The following is a 17,550-nucleotide window of genomic DNA, read 5'->3' on the forward strand; positions in this document are numbered from 1 at the left end:
ACGCGCTATACGTCTTTATTTGTATTTTTTCCAGTCGCCCGGCTTGCTGTTATTGAGCAAATACTCCATATCGTTTTCCAGCCGCTTCTGCTCCTGCTTCCGCGCTTCATCCGCCTTCTGGGCGGCATCCTGCTTCTTCTGCTCCTCCGCTGCCTTCAGCGCATTCGACTGCTCCTTGAGCTTGCTCAGCACATCAGCACTCAGCAAATCCTTCAAGGTCGCCTGCTGGCTATCTGCCGCGGCCGCTTTCGGCTTGCTCGCTTGCGTTGCTGCCTGCCGATTTTTTTTCGCCATCCGTAACACCTCTATTTCCATGGTAGAATTTCATTGTCGTTTATTATAGCATGATTTGGGCAAAATGAAAGACGCCCCTCGCCGCATGGCAGCGGGTTGGAGCGCCATTTGTTTACCTGCTTGACGCAGGCTGCTGTAAATATTAGTAAGAGTAGTTTTCCATTTCGGAAATGCCTGCAATTAGAGCAGCACCGAATACTAAGAAGAACAAAATGTATAAAACGATACCAATAGCAGCCCATAACAATGAAGCCTTGGCATAGTTTGACTTGCTGATTTTTGTATTGCCTCCAAAAGCCCAAATGAACAGCATAATAATGTTCACGAGTGGAATAGCGCAAAGCAGAATAGTAATCATCCACTCTTTAAAGCTTACCGGCTCTGCCAAATGGTTTTGTTGTTGGTAGCCATTCTGATTTTGATATTGTTGTTCCATGACCTTTCACTTCTCCCTCTATTTATCTAATGATATTTTCTCTTGCTCTGTACATGTTAACGAGGAAAGCGACATATTTCAACATACTTTTGGATTATTTTCCATTTGTCATATAGGTCTAAATAACTAAAAAACTCAGTATTCATTACGAAATACCTATATTCCATTTTGGATTAGTCTTCTTGCTATGTTAAAATGATGTAGGTGCCCTCTCCGGCTCCATGTACTACAATCTTCGTTACCCATACTGGAGGTCGATTAAACATGGCAAACCAAACTGGCACAATCGTTCAGCAATCGTTGCATGCATTATCAGGTGACCCCACCTTTTTGTCCGATTTACAAGGAAAGCATCGCGATCAGGCTTTCCTCTCTTTAGCTGCTATTTTATCCACGCCAAACAAGGTGAATAAAGCCTTTTTACGCATTACGATGGATGATGGCGACGTCGTTCGTATACCCGCCTATCGCATCCAGCATAACGATACACTTGGACCATACAAAGGCGGCATTCGCTTCCACGAATCCGTAAATGAAGAAGAGGTTACCAATCTGGCAGCCTTGATGACGCTCAAAAATGCGCTTCACGACGTTCCTTTCGGCGGCGGCAAGGGCGGCGTCGGTATTAATCCGCGCAACTATTCAGCCAAAGAGCTATACATTATATGCAAAAAATATGTCCAATATTTTACCGATATTCTCGGTCCGGAAAAGGATATTCCCGCACCCGACATGGGGACTGGTGAACGCGAGATGGACTGGATGATGGCCGAATATAAAAATATTCATCCCGGCAAGCCCTATCTCGGCAGCTTTACTGGAAAAAGCGTCATTAACGGCGGCTCCTTAGGACGCCGGGAAGCGACTGGCAAGGGCGTTTATTTCACCTTCCGCTATATGCTGCATGATTTTATTAAAGTGCATCGCGGCTATTTGACCAACAGCTCTAATCCATTTGCTGAAAATGTTCTCGCCCAAGCGGAAAAATCGCTGTCCATCGCCGTTCAAGGCTTCGGTAATGTTGGCTCCATCGTAGCATTGGAAGCGCATAAATGTACCTATCTCAACAATAAGGTCGTGGCGGTCAGCGACCGCAATGTAACGCTTTACAATGCCGACGGCTTATCAATTCCGGCACTAATTGACTACGCCAATCGCCATCAAGGCGATTTGCCTAAGACGAAGGAAGAGCTCGCAGAGCTTGAGCTCAAAGCAGACATTTTGGAACGTGAGGAAGTGCTGTATCTGGATGTCGATGTGCTCGTGCTGGCCGCGCTAGAGGAACAGGTACGCCAGGATAACGTAGCTAAAGTGAAAGCCAAGATCATCGTCGAAGGGGCAAATGCGCCAATAACCGGCGAAGCCGACCAGAAGCTTTCCGAGAACGGCGTTATTATTATACCCGATATTCTTGCCAATGCCGGCGGCGTTATCGTCTCTTATTTCGAGTGGCTTCAAGGCCGTGAAACGCAATATTTGACGGAAGAGCAGGTGCATCGCATGCTGTTTGAGAAAATGCAAAGCACACTCGGCTCCATTTTGCCTTCCTTCTTCAGCGCCACTTACACGCTGCGGCAAAATTGCTATAATCATTCGGTGATGAAGCTGTCAACGGTTCTGTACCGCCAAGGCAAGCTATATTAGAGACTTGGCCGGGGGAACCTAGCCGTTATCATACACGAATCAGGCAGAACAACGAAAAACAGGCCCGAAGCTGCATCGTGCAGCTCCGAGCCTGTTTTTTCATGCTTATTTTTCACATCTTAAAACGCCCAGTTGCCTTTACGGAATACAGGAACGACGGTGCCGTCGGCTTGAATGCCATCAATATCCATATCGGCAGAGCCGATCATGAAATCATTATGGGTCAGGCTCGCATTAACGCCGTTTGCTTCCAGCTCCTCTGGCGACATCTTCTTGCCGCCTTCAATATTGAAGGCATAGCCGCTGCCGATGGCCAAGTGGTTCGAAGCATTTTCGTCAAACAGCGTATTATAGAACAAGATGTTGGACTCCGATATTGGGGAATGGTGCGGCACCAGCGCAACCTCTCCCAAATAACGCGCACCCTCATCCGTATCAATCAGCTTTTGCAAAATCGCTTCGCCTTCCTCCGCCTCGGCCTTCACAATACGGCCGTTCTCGAAGGTCAGCTTAAAGCGGTCGATGATGTTGCCACCGTAGCTGAGCGGCTTTGTGCTCGATACATAGCCATTAACGCCCGTTTTCAGCGGCACTGTGAATACTTCTTCCGTCGGCATATTCGCCATAAACGGAACGTTTTGCTCGTTCTCGCTGCCGGCAGCGACCCATAGATGCTTGTCATGCAGCTCAATGGTCAAATCTGTGCCCGGAGCGGTGTAATGCAGCTTTTTAAAATGATAGCTGTTCAGCGCCTCTCCCTTGCTTCCAAGCGCTCTGTTATGCTCCTGCCAAGCCGCAACCGGATCTTCTGCATGCAGGCGCACCGCTTTAAAGATCGCTTCCCATAGCAGCGCGACTGCTTGCTCGCCCTCAGCCTCCGGGAACACTTTCTTTGCCCAGTCCTTGGCGGCTGCCGCAACGACCGTCCAGCTCACTTTGTCCGCTTGAATCGCTCTGCGGAATTCCTTCAACCCTGCTCCAGCCGCCTTCTGGTAGTTGGAAATACGCTGCGTGTCGACACCCTTCAGCAAATCTGGGCTGGAGGATACGATTGAAATAAAGGCGGCGCCCTTATCAACAAACTCCTGGCGCTTCGCCGTTTCCCATTGCGGGAAATGCTCGAAAATTTCAGCGCCCGCTTTTTCATATTTCAATCGGGATAACTGGTCATCTGTCCAATCAATATGTACATTGCTTGCTCCAGCTGCATAAGCCTTCTCTGCGACGAGACGCACTAGAGGCGCTGCCTCAATCGCTCCCGTTACGAATACCGCCTGCCCCTGCTGGACATTCACACCTATTTTCACAATAATCTCAGCGTATTTCTCCAATTGAACAGCTAATGTATCGCTCATTCCAAGTCTCCTTTATCTCTATAAAATAGATCTTGCCGCAATCCATTTACTTCCTTACATCCATATTATAGCCGATCTGCAGGGAAAACAAGCCCGATCTGGCTGCGCGCCTCATCCAGCACCTCAAGTACAGCAAGCGAGTTCGCAAGCGAATTAATGTCTGATTCATGCTGGCCGCTTTGAATGAGCCGAATAAACGCCTCAGCCTCATACACCATCACATTCTCTGCCTGCGGCACCGTCAGCTCCTCCACATCGCCATTGCGGTATTCGATGCGCACCTGATTCGGATAGCTAATATTTTCAATAATCATATTGCCCGCTTCGCCTTGAATTTCTGCTGGAAGCTGGGAATTAGAAATTTTGGAGTGCAGCACGGCCGCATCCATTCCATCATATTGCAGCAGCAGACTGCCCTTGCCGTCCACACCAGACTCCAGCATAACGGCACTTGCTTTTACCTTATTCGGCTTGCCGAACAATGAGACCAGCGGGTAAACGCTGTAAATGCCAATGTCCATCAGCGAGCCATTCGAAAATTCCGGCTTAAACGCGTTCATGATATTTCCTTCCTTGTACGCATCATAACGCGAAGAATATTGACAATAGGCTGCAAAATAACCCCGAATGGCTCCCAGCTTAGGCAGCTGCTCGCGAATAACTGCGAAATTCGGCACAAACGTCGATTTCATTGCCTCCATAAGCAGCACATTATTTTCTTTCGCCGTCGCAATCATTTCCCGCATTTCCCTGGCATTTGAAGCAATTGGCTTCTCGACAAGCACATGCTTGCCATGCTTCATACAGGTGATCGCATGCTGAGCATGATGCGAGGTGGGACTTGCGATATACACAGCGTCCACCTGATCGCTCTTTGCCATTTCCTCCAAATCTGTGAACGTATGCGGAACCTTATATTTGCTCGCAAATTCAGCTGCCCGCTCAGACGTTCGCGAATACACGGCCGCTAAAGCAAAGTCCTCCAGCCCGCGTGCCGCTTCAATAAAAGAATCTGTAATTTTATTGGTGCCAATTATGCCAAAACGTATCATCAGCTTTTCCTCACTATCTCTTCTCGATTTATTCCTCTTATTCTACCACTACAGCCAGCGAAAAAAAATAAAAGCCGACTGCCCGCGCATCCATCTGCACGAACTGTCGACTTTCTAAAGTGTGGCATCCAGCCTGCGCCTCGGCTTTGCCTTTCAATCACGAGCTCAAATACCGATCGGTACGACATACAGCCCCGTATCGCTTTCTTGCTTAAGCATAACATCAACCTGATACGTTTCTTTTACGATCTCCTTCGTAATCACGGCCTCCGGCGTACCACTCGCTACAATTTCGCCCGCTTTCATCACGATAATCCGGTCGCTGTAGCGAATGGCTTGATTAATGTCATGGAGTACCATGACGATAGTCATGTCATGCTCCCGATTTAATGCCTTTACCAGCTCCAGTATTTCAATCTGGTAATACATATCGAGGAAGGTCGTCGGCTCATCCAGAAACAAGATCGGCGTTTGTTGCGCCAATGCCATCGCAATCCATACCCGCTGCTTCTCGCCGCCAGAAAGCTGATTGAGCCGCTGGCTTCGCTTCTGCTGCAGGTTGGTCGAGTCAAGCGCCTCTTCAATCGCCTTCTCGTCCTCCTCACTTGCCTGTCCGAGGAAGCTGCGATGCGGCAGCCGACCATAGCTGACGAGCCGCTCCACCGTTAGATCATAAGGCGCCTCATTTTGCTGATGCACGACCGCAAGCTTTTTAGCAAGCTCCTTTGGCTTGATTTGGGCGAGCGACTTGCCATCAAGCAGCACCTCCCCGTGAGCGGGCGCATAGTTTTGCGATAATATACCGAGCAGCGTCGACTTGCCGCAGCCATTCGGGCCAATAATCGTCGTTATTTTTCCCGTTTCAATTTTATCGCTAATGTTTTTAAGCTGATCAGTCTTTTTGTCATAGGAGAACGTCACCTGTTTAATTTCCATACACGCGCTCACTCCTTCTAAGCATAAAGATGAGGAATGGCCCGCCGATAATCGTCATAATGATCGAAGCCGGAATTTCCGTCGGTGCGAGCACCGTCCGTCCGAGTGTATCCGCAGCTAAAATCAGCAGGGCGCCGCCCAGTGCCGAAAACGGAATCAACACCTTATGATCGGAGCCAACCAAGGTACGCGCAATATGCGGAACGAGCAGGCCGACGAAAGCAATTAAGCCGCCAATGGCCGTTGCTACAGATGCGAGCAGCACCGCGACGACCGAGATCAGCAGCCGCGCACGCGTTACCCGCAGCCCGAGATTTTTCGCCGTTTTATCCTGTAAGCTGAGCATGTTGCACCATGAACTTAGCAGCAAGGAAAGCAGCAGGCCAATGAGGCCATACAGCCCGATAATTTGCACATCCGTCCATGTCTTCATGGTGAAAATCGATGAAATCGCCTGATTGACACTCGTAACCGCGTAGCTGCCGCGATAATTAAACGATTGCCCGAGCCCCGTAAATGTCGCATTAATCGCAATCCCGACGAGAATGAGCCGCAGTGGGCTAAGTCCCGACTTCCACGACAGCGCATAAACGAGGTAGCAGGCTAGTGCACCACCGAAAAAGGAAAACAGCGGCATCCAGAAAAACAGCCCTGGAAAAATCGTCACAACGGTTAGCGATACTAGCCCTGCGCCCGATGAAATCCCAATCACGCCAGCATCTGCGAGCGGATTTTTCATCACGGCCTGAAGCAGCACGCCGGAAACGGCAAGCGCTGCTCCTGTAAGCAGGGAGACAAGGATACGCGGGAATCGCAAATCTTTTATAACCTCAACCTGATCGTTCGTTCCTGAAAATAACCCCTGCACCAAATCCAAAATGCCTACTTTAATACTCCCAGTCATCGCCGAATAAATAATAGCAGCCACCAGCAAAGCGATAACAACAACAAAACTGCCTACCTTTTTAATCATGACCAACGTCCTTTATAAAAAGTTCCCGAGCCGAGCCGCATCAAGCTAAGCAATATTCACTTATGGGTAGAGCATGCCCATCAAAGTGTCGATAGCATCTACAGCGTATAAATTACCCGTCGTTCCGAATAATGCTTCTTCCAAATCATATACTCGGCCGTTTTGTACGGCGCTGAAATGCTTCCAAATATCGTTTTTCTGGAATTCCTTATCGAACATTTTCACAACTTCCTCCGGCATGCCATGGGCCGCACGCAGGATTACATCCGGATTCGACTGCTGCAAATATTCTGTATTGGAAGCCAAAAACTCTACACTTTCACCTTGCACAATGTTGACGCCGCCAGCAAGCCGAACCAAATCACCGATGTACGAATGCTCAGTCGCAACAAGATAGCTGCCAGGCACCCCTAGCAAAATCAATACGCTTGGCTTTTTCTTCTCAGCGGTAGCTGCATGAATGTCTGCAACCTTCTGCTCGAACTTATCGATGATGGCTTGCGCTAGTGCTTGCTTATTGTACGTCTCGCCCAGTCTTTCAAGAGCATCATTCATGCTTTCCACACTCGTAAGGTTGAGAAAATCAGCCTGCATCCCCGCCGCTTCAAAAACCGGCTTCAGGTCATACTCCAGCGTCGTCACCGACAATATTTCGGTTGGCTTGAGCGATTTGACGAGCTCCATATCTGGGCTCATCGGATTGCCTATCCTTGTCACTTGGTCATAGCGGGCAGGCAGCGTCTTTGAGCTGGTTGGCACGCCGACAAGCTCAACTTCAAGCGCATCAAGCATTTGCGTAATCGCGACGGTCGTCGATACGACGCGCTGCTCTGCTGCAGGAGAAGCAGCCGGCTCGGCCGTATTCTTCGCCTGTTCCGCTTGCTCGGTCTGTGCGGAGCGGCCAGCTCCCTGCTGCTCTGCTGCAGGGTCCGTTCCTGTCGCCGAGCAGGCGGCTAGTAGAAGCAGTGCTAGCAATCCGAGCAGCCCAAGCATTTTGCCAAAAGCGTTATTCATCCGTTGATCGAACTCCCTTCATGAGAACATGACAAGGATACCGGTCTCCCGGCATCCTTGTCAGTTTTGCTTCACTTGTGTATGGAGCCTAGCAGCAGCCTATTTCGTTTCCAGAAGCTTCATGATCAGCGTCAATGCTTCTGCTCTTGTGGCATGAGCAAGCGGCTCAAACTTGTTGTCGCCTTTGCCTTGAACATAACCGGCTTTTGCAGCAGCGGCAATGTCATTTTTCGCCCAATCCGGAATCGAGGCTGCATCTGCAAAGCTAAGCTCGTTTGTTTCATCAATATCGAGCTTAGCTGCTCTTACGATAATAGAGGCCAGCTCCGAACGGGTAATTTCTCTACTCGGAAGGAACGTTCCATTCGCATAGCCAGAGATTAAGCCTGCTTTCGCGGCACGGTCAATATGCGGCTTCGCCCAAGCTGGAATTAGCTTGCTGTCATTGAATGTCGCACTTGTCGATCCGTCCGTGAGTTTCAAAGCACGGCTGATCAGAACAGCGAACTCAGCGCGAGTCACAACGCCATTCGGACGGAATTTGCCATCGGAATAACCTTTGACGATACCAAGCTCCAGCGCTTTTTCAATGGAGGCTTGAGCCCAGTGGCCTTGAATATCCTTGAAGTCCGTTACAACTGGCTCATTGAGGTCATCTTCGCCAGCTGCTGGCTTTTCTTCAACGACTGCCACATCACCTACACCAGGCGCTACAGAACCCGATGTTGATACAAGAGTTTCAGGTTTAAACTTAATTTGAATATCATATTCGTGATGATAGTTCACTTCTGGCCAATCAATTTTGACCCAGCCGTCAATCGTGCTGTTAAGGTTCGGAACATTGAAGTAAACAACTCGCGTGTTATTTACCGTATCTCTGCTTTCGACACTAACATTATTGTTATTAAATTTGAGCCCTGTAATTTCCTTGTCCTTCGTAAGCGTCATATAGAAGGTTTTTGTGCTGCCCGAAACTTTCAGCAATCCTGGGGAGACTACGTAGCCCTGCATAACGGACTCATTTTCGGTGTCGTATTTTTTAATTTCATATTGCAGGAAGTAGTTTCCATTCGCCAGTTGACCTGGACCTGGAACCGTAGTTCCCGGCAGTTCGGTAACAGGAGCATCAGCTGTTTTCGTTATGTCGGCAAACTGAACCGCATATTCCACATCCGCTGCTGCTCCGCTAACTCCAAGCACGAGTGAATACGTGTCCGTCAGATTTGGAACGGTGAATTTAACAGGCGTACCAGCTACAATGGCCGCCAAAAATACAGCGTTTGTCAGCGAAGCGGCATTGTTTGCTCCGCCAGTCGAGCCTATAGGAAACATTTCTGCTCCTGTTGCATTATTTTTCAGCTTCTTAATCGTTACTCCCGCTTTAGGAGTGAAGCTAATAACGCTGCTTCCGCCACTGAACGTCAAAACTCCTGAGGCTTCCAAATGCTCAGAAATACCTTCATCTGATGATTTCAACACAATGCTATACGTGCCATTGCTCAAAACTTTTGCAGCTTTAAACGCAACAACCGCTTGTTCCAGAGCCGTGCTTCCGTCTTTTACTTGTGTTTCTGTCGCTATCGGATTTGTTGTAATAGTTTTCGCGGCATTGATTGCCGTTTGCAGCTTCGTTTTAGCCTCTGCAGGGTATTTATCGATTACAGTTCCTTCAGCAGCTTCATCGTGCAATTTTTGAGCCGCAGCTATGCTCGCTTTCAAGGCTGCAGCATCACCTGTACCAAAGCTCAAGCGAATGTTATGATCCGCCTCATAAGGCTGTCCTGATCTCGGATCAATAACCGTTGGCATGGAAATATGAACCTGAGCGTCCAGCAGCGCCGTCAAATCATTTACTTTGAACTTAACTACTCTTGTATTAGCCGTTGTATCTGTACTTACAATCGTAGAATCAACTAGTACGCCGTTTTCCTTAACTTTGAATGCTGTAACGATACTGCTATCTTTGATCGTAAAGCTTACATAGGTGGAACCATCAACTGAAGTTACGTTTGCCGGTTTCAGGAAGTAGCTGTCCATGCTGGAGAATGCCTGATTAGTTGCATGTAGAGCTGCATAATTAATTTGACGGTTCGCTGATGCTTTAAATGCCGTCACTGCCTGCTCCAGTGTTGTGTTGGCACTGATTAATTGCGGTCTTGTCGCCGATAATTGCTCAGCTTTCACCGTAGCAGACTCAATAGCAGTAAGAAGCGCTGCTTTGGTGTTGTTATCGTATTGACCAGCTTCTGTACCGACAGTCGCTTGATCATGTACCAATTGGGCTTCTTCTATAGTCGCGTTTAACGTATTAAACTGTTCTGAGTTATAGCTGAAATAGACGGATTTTGTTACTGAATCTGTTTTGTAAACCAGGTACGAAATTCCTTGGAATGTAGTATCGAGTGCATTATCGTTTCTCACCGCCACCTGATAGATGGTTTTGTCTGCATCAGAAAGGCTGTTTACTCTATAAAATGGTGGGGAGATGGTAGTAGAAAGTCCTCCTCCGCTCGATGGAAAAGAAGCTTTCAAAGCAGACTCGTCAATCGCTACTTTAAACGGTATATTAGCAACGGTATGTTTTATTTTTCCCTGCAGCAACGTAATTTGTGAAGCGAAATCTCCTGCGAACTCAGAAATTTCAGCATCGCTTGCAAGGGAGTTCAGAACAATGAGATCTAGCACCTTCGCATCGTAACGGCTATTTTTTACAAATGTCTCCTCATTTTTCAAAGCAAGTACGGCATCATTAACTTGTTTTTGAGTAGCATCCTTATTAAAAGCCCAGCCATTCGCCGTAGTAATGGCATTTTGCAAACGCAGCTCATAATTATATGGATACTCTCCATCACTTATAATGCTTGTTCCACTTCCGTTATCTGCCGTTCCGGAGTTTTTAACCGTAGCAGCAAATGCCCCTACATCTGTTATAGCTTGGAATAAGGCAATTTTGCTGACGCTAATCCGTCCAGACTCATACTCTTTTTTAGCTTCATTTAGAATGGCATAGGCCGCTTTAATCAGTTCAATATTACCACCTGCCGATGCAGCGATACTGTCTGCTAATTGAATCGCACTATAAAGCTTTGTCTTGGAGCCAGCAGGATAGAAGCCATCTCCTGTACCTTCATAAGTGCTTTCATAGACGGATCTGGTAACTGTGAAAAGCTCATTCAGCTTTTCAAGTGTTACCGTTTCACTGCCGCTGCCATTGTCACCGCCGCCATCTACTGGACCAGTAGGAAGCGTTGTTGTATCCAAATCGAGCTGCAGATTGTACCAGCTGTCATAATTTGCAGCCGGTAATACGATATGCACCAGAATGTCCTGACGCTGGCTCAAATCAGCTATATCGATTCGCGCTTTAACAGAATCCGGGTTCGTTCCATCACCAAGCAAGGTCGGCGTTACTGCTTTATAACCATCCATGCCTGTAATCGTTTGACCATTTACTGTTGCTTTTGCTTGCCCCTCCATTCGTGCAGAAAAATGTTGAAATGCTGTATATTTAAAAAATTCATTTTCAAATTGAGCCTTGCCATCTTTCACTATCAGTTTACCTGTATTAGGTACGACGACCATCGATTCTAAAATCGAGGTTTCATTGGTGTTGTCTTTCAAATAACGAAAGTTTATTGGATATTCTCCATCCGGCACCGTTGTAACTGCCGCTTGTGCAATTGGACCTATGCTTGCTACTTGCAGCATTAGCACTAATGCGAGTAGCAATGCCACCACTTTTGTATATTGCTTTTTCACCCTGCTTACTCTCCTTTTAACAGTTCATTTATTTCCGCTATTTCTGTGTCTTGCTTACTAGACACTGTAATTTCCTAACATGCTGATTCACCCGGCAAAAGAACGGTCTGTATAAAACAGACCGTTCTTTGTACTCTATCTTTGTTTAATTAGTGCGAATGATCTTACAGATCCCAGCTGAATTTGATATCATGAACCGTGTTGTAGCCATCTGGGTAACCTGGGAATGGTGGCACTGTAACATGGATTTTGGCAACGGTTTGAGCAGAAAGGTCATCTACTTCGAAAGTAAATTGTTTGTCACCGTTTGTAAGAGTAGTTGCATTAACAACAGTGTAAGTAGCGCCGCCGTCATTAGAAATGCTCAACGAGTTGATATAGCTGCCGCCAGAGAAGGACAGAGTAACTGTTTTATCATCCGATGCAAGGCTTGCAGGGCTGTTTGCGTATGCGTTAGCATAAGAAACTGTGCCGTCTGGTTTCAAAACAGTAAAGCTCAGTGAAGTTGCCGCAAAAGCAGAACCTACTTGAACAACCAAAGCAACAGCCATAACCAACAGCATCAAAGGCATCATTTTTTTGAACGATTTAATCATAATTATAAACACTCCCTATTATTAGTTTTTGGTTTTGTTCTTACGATAAAAATACATAGCAGCTCCTGCTAAAATAACGATACCAACAACCGCGAGTGGCGTCGCCCAATGATTGGAGCGCTCTTGAAGCGGTTCTACCTCTGCCGCAGCTTCTACAGAAACGGTTTCACCGACTTTAGCCTTACCTGCATCCTCAGCCGTCACTTCGTCCTCGGTTGTACTGGCAGCTTCAACAGACTTGTCTGTTCCCGCTTCCAATACTGCCTTCTCCGCTTCCTCTGGTGAAGCAGTTGCCACCTCTGCAGAAGCAGCTGCATCAGTTAACGCTTCCGGCGTCTCTACAGCTACAGGAGATGAGCTTGCTGCTGCCTCCTTAGGCTCTGCCGATGACGGGGTAGCGCTTTCCACTACACTGTTGTCAGCTGTGCCTTTTTCTTCAGCAGCAGTCGGCATTGCTTGAGCAGAAGCCTTCGGTGTAACTGCTGCCCCAGCATTTCCATCCTTAGCAGGCGCCTTGGTCGCTTTCGGGGAAGCAGTCGCCTTAGGTGTCGGTGTGGCAGTCGGCTTTGTTTCCGCAGACGCTGCAGGTTTAGGAGTGGTCTCCGCTGTCGCAGGTGTTTCTGCCTTGCTTACAAGCTTCAGGCTATTCGCATCAAACACAAAACGTATAGTGTAGTCATGATCATAATCAATATCTGGAACTGTGACATGAATTTTAGACAGCATCGCTTGGGACAAATCGTCTACGCTGAACTGCACAACCCGCGTATCATTAGCCTTACTGCTGCTGATAACCTTCGTGTTCACGTAACCTCCACCGCCAGGAACTTTAAACTCTGTTACCCAAGCACTATGATTAATTTGCAGCTGCACTGTTATTTTTCCGTTTTCAACGATAACCTTGGCAGGCTTTTCCCAATAATCATTTGCCATAGATGCCGATTCGTCTTCAGCTTTCTTGATGACATAATCAATCGTATATGTACCGTCTACCATGCTCTGCGCATAGGCCGCCGGCGCTGCAAGAAGAATCATAAAACAAATAATTAAGAAAGCTGATATTGGGAGTTTACGAATGAAGTCTTTCTCCTCCTCTCCTGTCGTATGGAAAAAAATAGTTTAGAAAAGGTAGACAACAATCAAGTTAATGATTATCATTATCAATTGAGTGTCAAAAAAAATACCTTCTCTTCCCCTCTCCTAAGTCTGCTCATCATGCCCTTCACAGCTCTTTAGGATGTCTAGCAAATGGTTTCTCAGCTGCCCGACAACTTGATATTAACGTAACTGTATTAATTTTGTCAATCACTTATTTTAATATTTTTTTGTTTTATTTTTCTTTATATGATTTTAAAGCTTTAGATATGATTTATATTTCACTGATAAAATATAATTATTTTCTATTTTCATATTAAAGTACGATAATTCACTTTTCAAAAGAATGAATTTACTTTTTCAATACCAATATTATTTTTTCTATATATTGTTTATTTCTTATTGACATTGATTATCATTTACAATATCATTATTTTAATAATAATAATCATTATCAGATCGGATTGGGAGGATTATATGAAAATTTTATACCCTGCGATGCTGGCTCTGCTTCTCTTAGCTGCAGCAGGTTGCTCGCAAACTGTTGATTCGAACGCTGCACAAGGAGTTACGAGCAATGCTGAAAAACAGAATGCCGTAGCCATAACCGATTTTGCAGGAAGGCAATTAACATTTGCTGCTGTCCCTTCGCATATTGTAGCGTTAAGCAATGGAGAAGCCGATATTATTTATGCCCTCGGGGGAACTCTCGTCGGCAGGCCAACCTCCTCCGTTCCATTAAGCAACGAAGCAGCAGAGGCAGTGGAACAAATCGGATCTACCCACGAGGTTGATCTGGAGAAAATCGCATTTTTGAAAGCGGATGTCGTGCTGGGCAACAATCCTATGAATACGAAGGATATCCCCACTATAGAAAGCATTGGAGCCAAGATGGTGCTTTCCTCTGCCAATTCTATAGATGATATTAAAAAGCAGATTACGCTGCTAGGCCAGCTTCTGCAAAAGCAGTCGCGCGCTGAAGAGCTTATTGCCGAAATTGATGACAAGCTCAGCCAAATTGCTGCAAGTGCCAGCACGAACAAGACTCGAGCTCTATTAGTATACGGCGCTCCTGGCACCTTTATGGCTGCACTGCCCAACTCCCTCAGCGGCAATATTTTGGAGATGGCTGGCGGGGAAAATATTGCTTCCGACTACGAAGCACTTCAAAGCTATCCACAATATGCCCAGCTCAACTCAGAAAGAATTGTTCAGTCCAATCCGCAAGTTGTCATGATTATGACGCATGGCAATCCGGATCAGGTAAAGGATGCCTTTCTTAAGGAAATGCAAAGCAATGCTGCCTGGAATGGACTAGATGCTGTAAAAAACAATGCTATCGAAGTACTGCCTGCCGACCTGTTCGGCACAAACCCGGGGACCCGTATAACAGATGCGCTCACCCTTATGATTGAAATGCTAGACGAAGAGAAGAAGCAGCCATGAATAAAACAGAGCGAAGCCGCCGGCGCAAATGGTCTATCATAATTGCGCCTATTATTTTGCTGCTCGTTACTTATTTCGGTCTCGTTTACGGCTCTGTCCCTATTACGTTAAAAGAGATTGGCCAGGTACTCACTTCCGATGCCGATCCCCGTTACGAAACCATTATTATGAATTTAAGAATGCCGCGTGTCATTATTGGCCTGCTGGTAGGTGCTTGCTTAGCTGCATCAGGCGCTCTGTTACAAGGCGTAATGCGCAATCCTCTCGCGGATCCCGGCATTATCGGGGTTTCCGCTGGCGGCGGCCTTGCAGCTGTTATCACAATGGTTGTCCTTCCGCAGCTTGGCTATATGCTGCCAATAGCAGCCTTTTTAGGCGCGAGCATTACTTGCCTGCTGATCTATTTGAGCGCATGGGACAAAGGGACCTCGCCTATCAAAATCGTGCTAGCAGGTGTAGCCATTAATGCACTGCTCGGAGCTGTAACAAATGGACTTATGGTCGTCTATAGCGACCGTGTACAATCGGTTCTACCTTGGCTTGCAGGTGGGCTGAACGGAAGAAGCTGGAGCCATCTCTCCTTCATGGCACCTTATGCCATAGTAGGCCTGCTGCTCTGCTTCCTGGCCATTAAGCCTGCCAATGTGCTGCTGCTTGGCGATGACTCCGCCCAACTGCTTGGCCAAAAAGTTCAGATCCAGCGCTTTCTGCTCATTATTTTGGCTGCACTTTTAGCCGGAGCTGCCGTCAGCGTAGCTGGATTAATTGGTTTTGTTGGGCTTGTCGTCCCACATGCCATTCGTTTAATTATCGGAGACGACTATCGCTTTCTCCTGCCGCTTTCTATCGTTGGTGGAGCATCGTTAGTCGTTTTAGCAGATACATTTGCACGTACCTGGTTTGATCCGATTGAGCTTCCTGTAGGCATTCTTCTCGCCTGTCTAGGGGCACCATTCTTTCTTTATTTATTACGTAAAAAGGGGGCAATACGATGAATGCTGCTATCAATATCGAAAATGTAGGCTTATCCGTCGGCGCTTTCGAAATGGAAGATGCCAACATGATTATTCCTTCAGGAAAAATCACGGCCATTGTTGGTCCTAATGGATCAGGCAAATCCACGATGCTGAAGGTCATTACCAAGCTGCTTACGCCAGACAAGGGTGAAGTATTTATTAATCAGAAGCCGCTTAAAAGCTACAAATCCAAAGATTTTGCCAAAGATATCGCAATGCTTACGCAATCTAAAGAAATGATTCCCGACCTAACGGTACGTGAACTCGTCTCCTTTGGACGTTCGCCTCACAAGCCTATGTTCAAAAACAAAATGACTTACGAAGATAATGACATCATAGATTGGGCACTAACCATTACCGGCACTAAGCGTTACCAGCACCAAATGTTTTACACTCTATCTGGAGGTGAACAGCAAAAAGCGCGAATCGCCATGGCGTTAGCGCAAAAAACGAATATTCTTCTGCTCGACGAGCCTACTACTTATCTCGATATTGCACATCAATTCGATGTGATGGAGATGCTGCAGCAGATTAATCGGGATCATCAGATTACAATTGTTATGGTTTTACATGACCTCCAACAAGCAGCTGCATACTGTGACCATATGATTGCTATGAAACGCGGATTAATTGCCATGACAGGGGAACCACAAACTGTACTAACTTCAGAGTTTTTAAAAGATGTGTATAACATGGATGCCCGTATCAAATTTGATGAAGGTTATCCCCTTATTATCCCGAATCCAAGAAAAAATCAGGAGGACACTAAAATGATTATTGTTACTAATGCATCCCATATTACAAAAGGCAATGCCCACAAGCTGATTGAACGCTTTGATCTCGTTGGCGACGTAGAAAAAGCAGAGGGGTTCCTTGGCCTTGAGGTTTTGTTGACAGAGAAAACGAAAGACTACGAGGAAGTATCCATTGTTACACGCTGGAATACGAAAGAGGATTTCAATGCTTGGACTCGCAGCGACGCTTTCCGTGAAGCTCATTCCCGTCGCGGAGGAACACCGGACTACATCATCTCCAATACGATTACATTCTACGAAGTCAAAGTCATCAGGAACCCCATTGCTGCGGTTAACTAACCTGCTACTTTAAACCAGTTGTATTCCTATAAAAAAAGAAGCTTGCAGAACCACTTTTCATGTGGAACTGCAAGCTTCTTACATATGTATAAGCTATCGCTCTTATGTGTTATTTCCAAATAAAAAAGCCTGCTCTTGCGCTCCAATTGCTGAGCAAGTTCAGACATACTGTAAATCATATAATGGTCGGGACGACACGATTTGAACATGCGACCCCCTGGTCCCAAACCAGGTGCTCTACCAAGCTGAGCTACGTCCCGAAATAAAAATGGAGCGGACGACGAGATTCGAACTCGCGACCCTCGCCTTGGCAAGGCGATGCTCTACCACTGAGCCACGTCCGCAAAAAAATATGGTGCGGTCGAGAGGACTCGAACCTCCACGGCTGTTACACCACTAGAACCTGAATCTAGCGCGTCTGCCAATTCCGCCACGACCGCATATTTTTTTTGAAAAAGATGGTGCCGTCGAGAGGACTTGAACCCCCAACCTACTGATTACAAGTCAGTTGCTCTACCAGTTGAGCTACAACGGCATGTAATGAAAGAATGGCGGAGCTGACGAGATTCGAACTCGCGGTCTCCTGCGTGACAGGCAGGCATGTTAGGCCTCTACACCACAGCTCCGTATTCAAAATCATAATGGTGGAGGCTGAGGGGATCGAACCCCCGACCCTCTGCTTGTAAGGCAGATGCTCTCCCAGCTGAGCTAAGCCTCCGAAAATGGTATGGTGACCCGTAGGGGACTCGAACCCCTGTTACCTCCGTGAAAGGGAGGTGTCTTAACCACTTGACCAACGGGCCATGATCACGTTTAAAACCAATCAATGTGTGTTGCACA

Annotated in this window: 14 protein-coding genes and 7 tRNA genes; 4 read left to right on the forward strand and 17 right to left on the reverse strand. The window is 46.9% G+C overall.

The window, feature by feature from the left end; all coding sequences use genetic code 11:
* Positions 1-15: 15 nt before the first annotated feature.
* Positions 16-294 (reverse strand): YqkE family protein, encoded by a 279-nt coding sequence (locus ACSR9A_RS06895; protein ID WP_341279456.1) that lies wholly within the window; start codon positions 292-294, stop codon positions 16-18.
* A gap of 142 nt (positions 295-436) precedes the next feature.
* Complete coding sequence (locus ACSR9A_RS06900; RefSeq protein WP_473756321.1) at positions 437-730, reverse strand: hypothetical protein; 294 nt, start codon at positions 728-730, stop codon at positions 437-439.
* A gap of 264 nt (positions 731-994) precedes the next feature.
* On the opposite strand from ACSR9A_RS06900, the gene ACSR9A_RS06905 reads away from it, so the two are divergent.
* On the forward strand, positions 995-2,374 hold the full coding sequence (locus ACSR9A_RS06905; RefSeq protein WP_473756323.1) for a Glu/Leu/Phe/Val family dehydrogenase: 1,380 nt from the start codon (positions 995-997) through the stop codon (positions 2,372-2,374).
* Positions 2,375-2,493: 119 nt separating this feature from the next.
* On the opposite strand, the gene ACSR9A_RS06910 is transcribed toward ACSR9A_RS06905, so the two are convergent.
* From ACSR9A_RS06910 to isdC, 8 genes are all read right to left on the reverse strand, one after another.
* A complete protein-coding gene (locus tag ACSR9A_RS06910) occupies positions 2,494-3,729 on the reverse strand; it encodes an aminopeptidase (protein WP_473756325.1) in 1,236 nt (411 codons plus the stop codon).
* A 65-nt stretch (positions 3,730-3,794) separates the two neighbouring features.
* A complete protein-coding gene (locus ACSR9A_RS06915) occupies positions 3,795-4,781 on the reverse strand; it encodes a Gfo/Idh/MocA family protein (RefSeq protein ID WP_473756327.1) in 987 nt (328 codons plus the stop codon).
* A gap of 165 nt (positions 4,782-4,946) precedes the next feature.
* Positions 4,947-5,717 carry an ABC transporter ATP-binding protein gene (locus ACSR9A_RS06920; RefSeq protein WP_473756329.1) on the reverse strand — a complete coding sequence of 257 codons (771 nt, stop codon included), beginning with the start codon at positions 5,715-5,717 and terminating at the stop codon, positions 4,947-4,949.
* Positions 5,707-6,690: a FecCD family ABC transporter permease gene (locus ACSR9A_RS06925; protein WP_341279462.1), complete on the reverse strand. Its 984-nt coding sequence runs from the start codon at positions 6,688-6,690 to the stop codon at positions 5,707-5,709. The genes ACSR9A_RS06920 and ACSR9A_RS06925 overlap by 11 nt, the downstream gene beginning before the upstream one ends.
* Before the next feature lie 60 nt (positions 6,691-6,750).
* Positions 6,751-7,704 (reverse strand): heme ABC transporter substrate-binding protein IsdE, encoded by a 954-nt coding sequence (gene isdE, locus ACSR9A_RS06930; protein WP_473756331.1) that lies wholly within the window; start codon positions 7,702-7,704, stop codon positions 6,751-6,753.
* A 99-nt stretch (positions 7,705-7,803) separates the two neighbouring features.
* Entirely contained in the window at positions 7,804-11,463 is a 3,660-nt protein-coding gene (locus tag ACSR9A_RS06935; protein ID WP_473756333.1) for an NEAT domain-containing protein, read from the reverse strand.
* Positions 11,464-11,627: 164 nt separating this feature from the next.
* On the reverse strand, positions 11,628-12,059 hold the full coding sequence (locus ACSR9A_RS06940; RefSeq protein ID WP_473756335.1) for an NEAT domain-containing protein: 432 nt from the start codon (positions 12,057-12,059) through the stop codon (positions 11,628-11,630).
* Between the two features lie 21 nt (positions 12,060-12,080).
* Positions 12,081-13,094, reverse strand: a complete 1,014-nt coding sequence (gene isdC, locus ACSR9A_RS06945; protein WP_473756338.1) for a heme uptake protein IsdC — start codon at positions 13,092-13,094, stop codon at positions 12,081-12,083.
* Between the two features lie 537 nt (positions 13,095-13,631).
* On the opposite strand from isdC, the gene ACSR9A_RS06950 reads away from it, so the two are divergent.
* The 3 genes from ACSR9A_RS06950 to isdG are packed head-to-tail and all read left to right on the forward strand — an operon-like array spanning position 13,632 to position 16,710.
* Positions 13,632-14,600, forward strand: coding sequence for an ABC transporter substrate-binding protein (locus ACSR9A_RS06950; protein ID WP_473756340.1), 969 nt, complete (start codon positions 13,632-13,634; stop codon positions 14,598-14,600).
* Positions 14,597-15,595 carry a FecCD family ABC transporter permease gene (locus tag ACSR9A_RS06955; protein WP_473756342.1) on the forward strand — a complete coding sequence of 333 codons (999 nt, stop codon included), beginning with the start codon at positions 14,597-14,599 and terminating at the stop codon, positions 15,593-15,595. The genes ACSR9A_RS06950 and ACSR9A_RS06955 overlap by 4 nt, the downstream gene beginning before the upstream one ends.
* Complete coding sequence (gene isdG, locus ACSR9A_RS06960; protein ID WP_473756344.1) at positions 15,592-16,710, forward strand: heme oxygenase; 1,119 nt, start codon at positions 15,592-15,594, stop codon at positions 16,708-16,710. The genes ACSR9A_RS06955 and isdG overlap by 4 nt, the downstream gene beginning before the upstream one ends.
* Before the next feature lie 183 nt (positions 16,711-16,893).
* Here the strand turns inward: isdG and ACSR9A_RS06965 are convergent.
* From ACSR9A_RS06965 to ACSR9A_RS06995, 7 genes are all read right to left on the reverse strand, one after another.
* Positions 16,894-16,970: transfer RNA gene (locus ACSR9A_RS06965), tRNA-Pro, on the reverse strand.
* Positions 16,971-16,979: 9 nt separating this feature from the next.
* A tRNA-Gly gene (locus tag ACSR9A_RS06970) sits at positions 16,980-17,054 on the reverse strand.
* Between the two features lie 9 nt (positions 17,055-17,063).
* Positions 17,064-17,150, reverse strand: a tRNA-Leu gene (locus ACSR9A_RS06975).
* A 19-nt stretch (positions 17,151-17,169) separates the two neighbouring features.
* Positions 17,170-17,245 (reverse strand) — tRNA-Thr (locus ACSR9A_RS06980).
* 14 nt (positions 17,246-17,259) lie between these two features.
* Positions 17,260-17,336 (reverse strand) — tRNA-Asp (locus ACSR9A_RS06985).
* Between the two features lie 16 nt (positions 17,337-17,352).
* Positions 17,353-17,428, reverse strand: a tRNA-Val gene (locus tag ACSR9A_RS06990).
* Between the two features lie 10 nt (positions 17,429-17,438).
* Positions 17,439-17,513: transfer RNA gene (locus ACSR9A_RS06995), tRNA-Glu, on the reverse strand.
* Between the last annotated feature and the right edge of the window lie 37 nt (positions 17,514-17,550).

This window comes from Paenibacillus sp. R-74696, assembly GCF_055814915.1.